Source organism: Denitromonas iodatirespirans, assembly GCF_018524365.1.
In the GTDB taxonomy this organism is placed as follows: domain Bacteria; phylum Pseudomonadota; class Gammaproteobacteria; order Burkholderiales; family Rhodocyclaceae; genus Nitrogeniibacter; species Nitrogeniibacter iodatirespirans.
On the sequence record NZ_JAEKFT010000137.1, the window covers coordinates 1 to 520 of the forward strand.

At 66.3% G+C, this 520-nt stretch carries 1 protein-coding gene; it reads left to right on the plus strand.

Annotated elements, in window-relative coordinates:
* The coding region (locus I8J34_RS24290) for a cadherin domain-containing protein (protein ID WP_214364199.1) at window positions 1-520 on the plus strand (520 nt) is incomplete at both ends.

Below are 520 nucleotides of genomic sequence, written 5' to 3' on the forward strand. Positions count from 1 at the left end.
GCGGCCCGGTTCAGCATCGACGGCAGCACCGGCGTGCTCACGTTCAACGCCGCGCCCAACTTCGAAGCCCCCACCGATGTCGGCGGTGACAACATCTACGACGTCACCGTGCAGGTGAGCGACGGCAACGGCGGCACCGACACCCAGGCCATCGCGGTGACGGTCACCAACGTCAATGAAGCGCCCACGCTCATCAGCCTGAGCAACAACACCATCGCCGAGAACACCGACACCAGCTCGGGCTACTCGGTCGGCACGCTGACGACCACCGACCCGGATGCGGCCGACACCACGACATACACCATCGTCGGCGGCGCCGATCAAGCCAAGTTCAGCGTCGGCGGCGCAGGCTCGGACGAACTCATCCTCACCGACGGCGTGCTCGACTTCGAAACGCAGTCGAGCTACGCGGTGACGGTACGCATCACCGACGGCGGCGGACTCACCCGCGACGAGAGCTTCACCCTCAGCGTCACCGACCAGAACGAAGCGCCGAGCTTCGTGAGCAGCGCCGTGACCG